Annotated in this window: 6 protein-coding genes; 2 read left to right on the top strand and 4 right to left on the bottom strand. The window is 47.1% G+C overall.

Translation table 11 applies throughout. The annotated features are described in order from the left end of the window. Positions 1–71: 71 nt before the first annotated feature. Entirely contained in the window at positions 72–836 is a 765-nt protein-coding gene (miaE, locus tag ACRCZA_RS10230) for a tRNA isopentenyl-2-thiomethyl-A-37 hydroxylase MiaE (protein WP_438674337.1), read from the bottom strand. Between the two features lie 292 nt (positions 837–1,128). Between miaE and ACRCZA_RS10225 the strand changes: the two genes are divergently transcribed. Further along, positions 1,129–1,725: a Yip1 family protein gene (locus ACRCZA_RS10225; protein ID WP_438674336.1), complete on the top strand. Its 597-nt coding sequence runs from the start codon at positions 1,129–1,131 to the stop codon at positions 1,723–1,725. A gap of 239 nt (positions 1,726–1,964) precedes the next feature. Here the strand turns inward: ACRCZA_RS10225 and glnS are convergent, their stop codons facing one another. From glnS to ACRCZA_RS10210, 3 genes are all read right to left on the bottom strand, one after another. After that, positions 1,965–3,635: a glutamine--tRNA ligase gene (glnS, locus tag ACRCZA_RS10220; RefSeq protein WP_438674335.1), complete on the bottom strand. Its 1,671-nt coding sequence runs from the start codon at positions 3,633–3,635 to the stop codon at positions 1,965–1,967. A 328-nt stretch (positions 3,636–3,963) separates the two neighbouring features. Further along, complete coding sequence (gene feoB, locus ACRCZA_RS10215) at positions 3,964–6,258, bottom strand: Fe(2+) transporter permease subunit FeoB (protein WP_438674334.1); 2,295 nt, start codon at positions 6,256–6,258, stop codon at positions 3,964–3,966. Beyond that, positions 6,251–6,490, bottom strand: a complete 240-nt coding sequence (locus ACRCZA_RS10210) for a FeoA family protein (RefSeq protein WP_438674333.1) — start codon at positions 6,488–6,490, stop codon at positions 6,251–6,253. Before ACRCZA_RS10210 ends, feoB begins: the two co-directional genes overlap by 8 nt. A 934-nt stretch (positions 6,491–7,424) precedes the next feature. Here ACRCZA_RS10210 and ACRCZA_RS10205 point away from each other — a divergent pair. Next, a partial coding sequence (locus ACRCZA_RS10205; RefSeq protein ID WP_438674332.1) for an OmcA/MtrC family decaheme c-type cytochrome occupies positions 7,425–8,545 on the top strand: 1,121 nt, incomplete at its 3' end.

The following is an 8,545-nucleotide window of genomic DNA, read 5'->3' as shown; positions in this document are numbered from 1 at the left end:
CCATTCACCTTCTCCCTCACAGCCCTTTCGCCATGATGAAACATCATAAGGTAACGTTGTGGTCCTTTGTGTCAGCGCGGTTGGCCACTATGAAAACGAAATTCATCGTCCGCCGCCATAATCAGCTCGGCTTCTCGCTCACCAAAATATGCCACTCGCGCACTGATATCCTGAGGAGACACTAACTGAGCAAGAGTCAAATAGTCCTCATAATGCCGTGCCTCCGAGCGCAGTAACGACACATAGAATTTTGCCAATTGTGGATCTAAATAAGGTGCTAATTTGGCAAAACGCTCGCAGGAACGTGCTTCAATATATGCACCGACAATTAATTTATCTCGAAGGATATCTTGCTCATGGGTCGTGACATGACTCATCAGGCCTTTGGCATAACGCCCCGCTCGAATGTTGCGATACGGGATTTGCCTTGCGTGCATTAATTCCAGCACCTGCTCAAAATGATGAAACTCCTCTTTTATCAGTCTGATCAACGGTGGAATAAGATCCTGCGCAAAACCAAAGTGTGCATTAGGCTGTAACGGTGCACTCAGCTCATTCTTTCTGGCATCCCGGGCAAGAAACTGCCCGATATCCCGCTCCTTAAAATAGACAAATTCCTCATAGGGCTTAGCCCAAGATAACAATAAGCGACCACTGTCCTTGGTTAAGGCATAGCGCCTTAATAAATACATGGCAGTCTGTGCGGCCTTTAGCTCGCAATTACAATGATCAATCAACAGATCATCTAACGATGTTTCCACCCGCGCGACATCAATCCAAGTTTGCGGTGTCTCGCAGTGAAGAAACCGCTGAATAGGGGCAAGTAATTGCTGCATAACTCACTCAAGCTCATCCAAAATTCACACTATTTTACGCATATTTAACGCCAAGCTATAGCATTAGCTTGGGGTAAACTTGACGATCTGCCGTTTTTGTCTAATAAATAAACTACACCTGATGCCGCTGTGAGATGCGAGGTATACCCTCTCACCGCTAAGGGTAACATCAATCCATGACGACAGTAGCGGAACAGTTGAATCGCACTATTGAGGTCAAGATTGCAGAGCTGTGATCAGCTCGTCTGACGTTTGGCGAGCCTTTTATTAATGCTGAACAAGGATAATTATAATGATACTGAATCACTTACTGGGGTTATATACTCATCCTAAACAAGAATGGCACGCTATTGAGAAAAATCATGAATCACTCAAAAGCAGCCTAAGCCACGTGCTAGTGATAGCCCTCATCCCCACAATTTGTAGCTACATTGCCACCGCCCACATTGGCTGGAATCCGGGGGCAGGCGATCCGATTTTCCTCACGTCACAGAGTGCACTGTTTATGTCAATCGGCATGTACTTTGGATTGATTGGGGGAGTGCTGGCGCTGGCCTATTTAGCCTATTGGATGGCGAAAACCTTCGACGCTCACCCCACATTTACCCAAGCTTTAGAATTAGCCGCCTACACCGCAACACCACTGTTTATGGTCGGCTTAGCAGCGCTGTATCCCGTGCTGTGGTTTATTATGGTGATTGGACTGGTGGGATTAGCCTACTCCGTTTACTTATTGTATGCGGGCGTCCCTATCATTATGAATATTCCAGAAGAAAAGGGCTTTATCTACGCAAGCTCTGTAGTCACTGCGGGTTTAGTGCTGTTGGTGGGCTTAATGGCAACCAGCGTTATCCTCTGGAGTTTAGGATTTGGCCCAATGTACCAATAAATTCAGGTATCGATAATTTTACAAAGCAAAAGTTTCAGGTAGCAATCATCCAAGGAATCAATGACGTCTATCATCAAATAGCAATACTAGGCGAGTAATCGCATTATCATCCGTTTTAACAAATGCCCTTGTTCACCCATTAACAAAACAGGCCCAAGATATGCTCTATGGGCCTGTTACTTTAGCCGTCTTATATTAAGACGCTAGCTACCTTTCAACTTAATGCTGACGCAAATGGTTTATTCAAACGAGTCGCGTAATGCCACAGTAAGATTGAACACTAAATGCTCTGGCGCAGAATCTTTATTATCGGCGCAGAAATAGCCTTCACGCTCAAACTGGTAAGCCTTTTCCACTGGTGCATTGGCTAAGCTGGCTTCAACCAAGCCATTAACCACCACTAACGATTGCGGATTCAGCACTTCGTCCACGGTTTCTGCTGCGGCGGGATTGGCATCGGTAAATAAGCGTTGATACAAGCGAAACTCAGCCGGTTTTGCGCTGGTCGCTTCCACCCAATGAATAACGCCTTTCACCTTACGGCCATCGGCAGGATTTTTGCCTAAGGTATCAGGATCGTAGCTACAGTAAACTGCGGTGATATTACCGTCGCTATCCTTGTCACAACGCTCGGCCTTAATCACATAAGCATTACGCAAACGGACTTCTTTGCCCATCACTAAGCGCTTGTATTGCTTGTTCGCTTCTTCTCTAAAGTCTGCTACATCGATGAAAAGTTCGCGGCCAAAGGCCAGTTCACGGGTGCCCATGGTTTCATCGCTAGGGTGAGAAGCCGCTTGAATAGTCTCGATTTGACCTTCTGGATAGTTCTCAATCACCACTTTTAATGGACGCAGCACCGCCATCGCACGTGGAGCATGTTCGTTAAGTTCTTCACGAATACAGGCATCCAGCATGGCGGCTTCAATCATGTTCTCTTGCTTAGTGATGCCAATGCGCTGACAAAACTCACGGATCGATGCCGGGGTATAACCACGACGACGCAACCCCGCGATGGTCGGCATCCGCGGATCGTCCCAACCCGACACTAACTTGCGGGTCACCAGATCGTTAAGTTTACGCTTTGACATTAAAGTATATTCAAGATTCAAGCGCGAAAACTCGTATTGACGCGTACGATTCGGCGCTTGAAAATCATCCAAATTATCGAGTACCCAATCGTATAACCGGCGATTATCCTGAAACTCTAAGGTGCATAAAGAATGAGTGATATGCTCAAGCGCATCAGAAATACAGTGAGTAAAGTCGTACATAGGGTAAATGCACCACTTATCACCCGTTTGATGATGGTGGGCAAAACGAATACGGTAAATTACCGGATCGCGCATACACATAAAGGGGGATGCCATATCAATTTTGGCACGCAGCGCACACTCACCTTCTTTGAACTCACCTAAACGCATCTTTTCAAATAAACGCAGGTTTTCTTCAACCGCAGTATCACGATATGGGCTGTTTTTTCCGGGCTCTTTAAGGGTGCCACGATATTCGCGGGTTTCATCGGCATTCAAGAAGCACACATAAGCCAACCCTTTATTAATCAGCTCGACCGCATATTGATGTAACTGATCAAAGTAGTTTGATGAATAACGCACCTCACCATCCCACTGAAATCCAAGCCAGCGCACATCCGCCTGAATCGAGTTAACATAATCAATGTCTTCTTTTTCAGGGTTAGTATCGTCAAAACGCAAATTACATAGGCCTTGATAATCCCGCGCTATCCCAAAATTGAGGCAGATAGACTTGGCGTGGCCAATATGCAAGTAGCCATTGGGCTCTGGCGGAAAACGGGTCTGCACACGCGTGTGCTTACCACTTTGCAGATCCTCATCGATGATATTACGAATGAAGTTACTCGGACGTACTTCAGTGTCCACATGACTCATGGAATTCCTCTTTGCGAACAATGGCAATTTTTAGAAAACCAGCATGATCCTACAGATCAGTACTGGTTACAATGCCTAGTGCTAAAAACTATGATTTACGGCGGCTATGACTGTCAGCGTCTATGATTCTCAACGCCTATGGTCTACAGCCCTTATGCCTGATAGCCGTGATAGTAAAACAATAAAAGCAGCCATGAAAGCTGCTTTTATCTGTGTACTCACCCACCGCCATTTTAGGCTATGGATAGTTAACGACTATGCTGGCAACGATTTACTCTGGTCAGCATAGTCTTCACCCCACTCATTACCCACAGCATGAGGTCACAGTTTACTCCGTGATGATGCGGATCCCCGGAATAATCTGTTGGGTTCTTTTGCCCTTGCGCTTAAGCCACAGGTAAAAGCCCACTAACGCCAGCACAAAGAAACCAATCCACAAGCTTGACTGTAGTGGGTGGCTGCTAAAGGTCGCGGCTTGATACACTATCGTGGCAGAGCCATAGGCAAGTGCAAAGGTCCAAGTGGCAGCAAAGATGGCCCAGCGTGAACCAAACTCATTGACCAAGGCGCCCATCGCGGCCACGCACGGGGTATAGAGTAAAATAAACAGCAAATAGGCAAACGCCGCAATCTGAGTACTAAAACCTGACTGCAATGCACTGAAGGTCGTGTTCTCGACTCCCAGCGTTTCAGCGGCCACGACGGTGTCGGACACATCGCCCACCGACATTTTCAGCGGGTCTTCTAACGCTAAACCAAATAAATTGGCCGGAATGGTGGCTAATGCCTCATCAAAGCTCTCTGCCAACGGTGTTAATGCCTCATCACTGGACGATGCATTACTGTAGAGGCTATTAAGGGTACCGACGACCGCCTCCTTAGCAAAAATCCCGGTGATAATCCCCACGGTGGCTGGCCAGTTTTGTGGATCTATGCCCATCGGTGAGAAGATAGGCGTGACTTTTTGGCTGACCACGCTCAGAACCGAAGCTTGGCTGTCTTCATGACCGAAGGTGCCATCAACCCCAATCGCATTAACAAAGTTAAGTAAGGTCACCACTAAGACAATCGTTTTACCCGCGCCCAGAATAAAGCTCTTAGTGCGTTTACCAGTACGCACCATCACCGCTTTCAATTTAGGCAACTCATAACTGGGCAACTCCATCACCACCGCACTACTGGTGCCCGGTAATAAGGTGCTGCGCAGCAACAATCCGGTGCCAATCGCCGCAAAAATCCCGATCACATACAGCAAAAAGACCAAGTTTTGCCCAGAATCGGGGAAGAAAGCCGCCGCAAATAACGCATACACAGGCAAACGCGCGCCGCAGGACATAAAAGGCGCCATCATGCCGGTGACAATCCGCTCACGTTCACTGCCAAGCGTTCGAGTGGCCAAAATGGCCGGTACGGAACAACCAAAACCCACAATCATCGGCACAAACGCTTTACCTGGTAAACCAATGCGGCGCATTAGGCCATCCACCACAAAAGCTGCCCGAGCCATATAGCCTGAGCTTTCTAATACCGATAGCCCCAAAAATAACGCCGCGATAACCGGTATAAAAGTCGAGACGGTTTGAATCCCTTGCCCTACCCCGCCAGCCAGAATGGTCACTAACCACGCTGGGGCACCGATTTGAGTTAATAACGCCCCAAGATGATCAACCAACAAAGCCCCAACAAACACATCGAAGAAATCGATAAATGCACTGCCGATATTGATGCTAAACATGAACATCAAATACATCACCAGTAAAAACACCGGAATACCGAGCAGCGGATGTAACACAAGTTTATCGAGCTTATCGCTTATCGTCTGGTAATTATCTGCCTTAACAGCACTTTGAAATACGCGTTCCACAAAATTAAAGCGCGTTGTCGCCACCATGACTTCAATATCATGGCCCTGCTCGGCAAGATGTTGAGTGCAGCTTTTGACTTCCGTCTGCAACTGGGCATTCTTACAACTACCACAGCCCAAACCATTGCCTAGCATCGCCAGCGCCCGGCCACGGCTTAATTGGGGATCTTTTGCGCACAAGAGTTGTACACTGGCCTCGATTTGCTCATCATAATCAAGGATAAGTGGCGCTTCAGAAATACGCCCTTGCAGTAAATCGAGCACTTGAGCTTGTACTTTAGCGACATCAGCCGGTTCGCGGGAACACACGCCAATCACAGGACAGCCGAGTTCTTGACTCATTTTGGTTAAATCGACGCGGATCCCTTGCTTGATAGCCGCATCAATTTTATTGAGCACCACCACCATCGGGATCGAAAGTTCGCGCAGCTGCGCCGTCAGGTATAAATGCCGCTCAATATTGGTCGCATCGACTAAGTTGATAATGCCATCAACCCGTTGTTCAGCTAAATACTGCTGGGCAATTTGCTCATCAAGGGAGCAGTCACAGCTATTACCCGCGGGGAGTAAATCATAGATCCCCGGCAAATCAGTTAAATAAACATCCGCGCCATTTAACGTGAAATGTCCGGTTTTTTTCTCGACGGTCACACCAGACCAATTACCAACCTGTTGATTCGCGCCAGTTAACGCGTTGAAAAGAGTCGATTTGCCCGCATTGGGGTTACCGACGGTTACGCAATGAAACTGCTTAGTCATTCGCCTTTTCCACCTCAATGATGTCTGCCAAGTCTCTGCGCATACAAAGTTTACTACCACGAATAGCCAACTCTAAACCTGAGCCCATTGGCGCACGGCGGATTAACGCAAAGCGAGTATTGGGTGTAATCCCCATAGATAATAATTTGCGCTTGACTGTCTGCGGCAGATCTAATCGCCCGATTTCAGAAATAATGCCATGATCACCGGGGTTAAGTTCGCTTAACTTCATTCCGTATTCCACCTTGCAACGGGTTCAGCTTAAAACATGGGGCATTGTAACCAAGCAATGCCCCAAATAATTTTACCTAGATCAACATTTTTGACTGGTAACGATAATAGTTTTCAATTGTGTTGAGTATTATGGGATAAAAAGCGTGATGAAGAAACCGTTATCTCACAATAAACCCTCGCGCGAGTAGCCTGCTATACACCACAGGCGAAGGTCGCACTCGGCATTCAACTTTCGGCATTCAACTTTCGGCATTCAACTTAAGGTAATAAATTTAGCGCCGCACATTCGCAACCCTCCCCCTGCTCATCTACGCTTAATCGGCTAAAAAACCTTAAGGCTCGGTACGCGCTCAATAGCAAATGCGGGTTAATGATGGGGCGCTAAAAATGCACGCCCCTTAGCAACAGCCATCGCCGATGAAAACCATGCCATCACAGCGGTGAAGACGATGTAGCCAACACCCCACGCCTATCCATAGGCCAAAGCCTCGCTAGCTCGCGACAAATAAAATAGATGGGTAAATAAATTGGCAAGTGATAGTGGGCGCAGGCACTGCGATGTGGTGCGTGAACCTGTCTTTGGCCATTGCGATTGCTTGGCTTTTGCTAATATTACTGTTTGCGAGCCGCCAACATTGCCACGAGCCAACATGACCTCGAGAAAGTGCAACGAATTTCTCGCCAATGGGGACTCTCGCAAGCCAAGGCGGCTAACAATGATAGCGGTTAATAACGGCTCTGATACGCAGTTATCTACCTCTAAAGAAATAGTCAGATCTTAGTCACATTAACTACTTAAAGTGACTGATAAATACCAGTGACTTAGTTAGCCTTATAGGTGGAAAACTAATTCCACACATTACAAATGGTTAATAAGAATAACTCTTGTTAACCCTGTGTAATGATGATTACAACTATTGCAGGGAAATATCATGATGAAACGGTTCAATTTCAATCACGCGACGAAAGCGATGTTGGGTGCCGGTTTACTGTCCTTCGTACTTGCCGGTTGCGGCAGTGACGGCGACGATGGCAAACCAGGTGCCGATGGTCAACCTGGTGTTATCGGTGTTAGTATCGATTCCACTCCAACACTCAAAGCAAAAATCACTGATGCCACTATCGATGCTGGCAAAGTGACGGTTAACTTTACGCTAGAAAATGCCAATGGCGTTGCGGTACTGGGGTTAAATAAAACCCATGATCTGCGTTTTGGTATTGCCCAGCTAACCCCAGTTAAAGAAAAAGTAGGTGAAACTGAAGCTGACCGTGGCTTACAGTGGCAAGCCTACATCAATACTAAAAAAGAGCCAGGCACTATCCCAGAAGGTGTAACCAACCTTAATCCTTCCGCCCAATTTCAAGCTAACGTTGAAGCCGCCAATAAATGCGACACCTGCTTAGTCGATAACGGTGACGGTAGCTACAGCTACACCTATCAAGTCAATATCGCGAATGTTACTGCCCCAGTGGCCGTGACCTATAAAGCGGATAATACTCAACGCGCCACCCTTGAACTGCAATTACCTCAAGTGGTCGCTAACGCTCACTTAGATTGGCAGCCATCAACAGGTAAAACCGAAGGGATTGCCAGTCGCAATGTGGTCTCTATCGAAACCTGTTACACCTGTCACCAACCCGACAGCTTGCAATTACATGGTGGTCGCCGGTTAGATATTGAAAACTGCGCCTCTTGCCATACCGCAACCTCTGGTGATCCAGAGTCCGGTAACAGCGTTGACTTTACCTATATGATCCATGCGATTCATAAAGGTGCAGACAGAAAAACCGTTAATGCAGAAGGCGTTGAAGTTGCAGCCCCGTACAAAATTATTGGTTACGGTGGCAAAGTGATTGATTACGGCAAAGTCAACTTCCCACAAAAACCTGCCGCTGATTGTTCAGCCTGTCACGTTGAAGGCGCAAATGCGCCTGCGAATGCCGATTTATTTAAAGCTGACTTAAGTAATACGGCATGTATTGCTTGCCATGAAACACCTTCTAAGAGTCACCTCACTGTGGGTAAAGACTGTGTGTCTTGTCACAATGCCAC

Origin of the sequence: Shewanella sp., assembly GCF_051658185.1 — a bacterium.
In the GTDB taxonomy this organism is placed as follows: Bacteria; Pseudomonadota; Gammaproteobacteria; order Enterobacterales; family Shewanellaceae; genus Shewanella.
The sequence above is the reverse complement of the archived record's forward strand: the minus strand, read 5'-3'. Positions and strand labels throughout refer to the sequence as shown.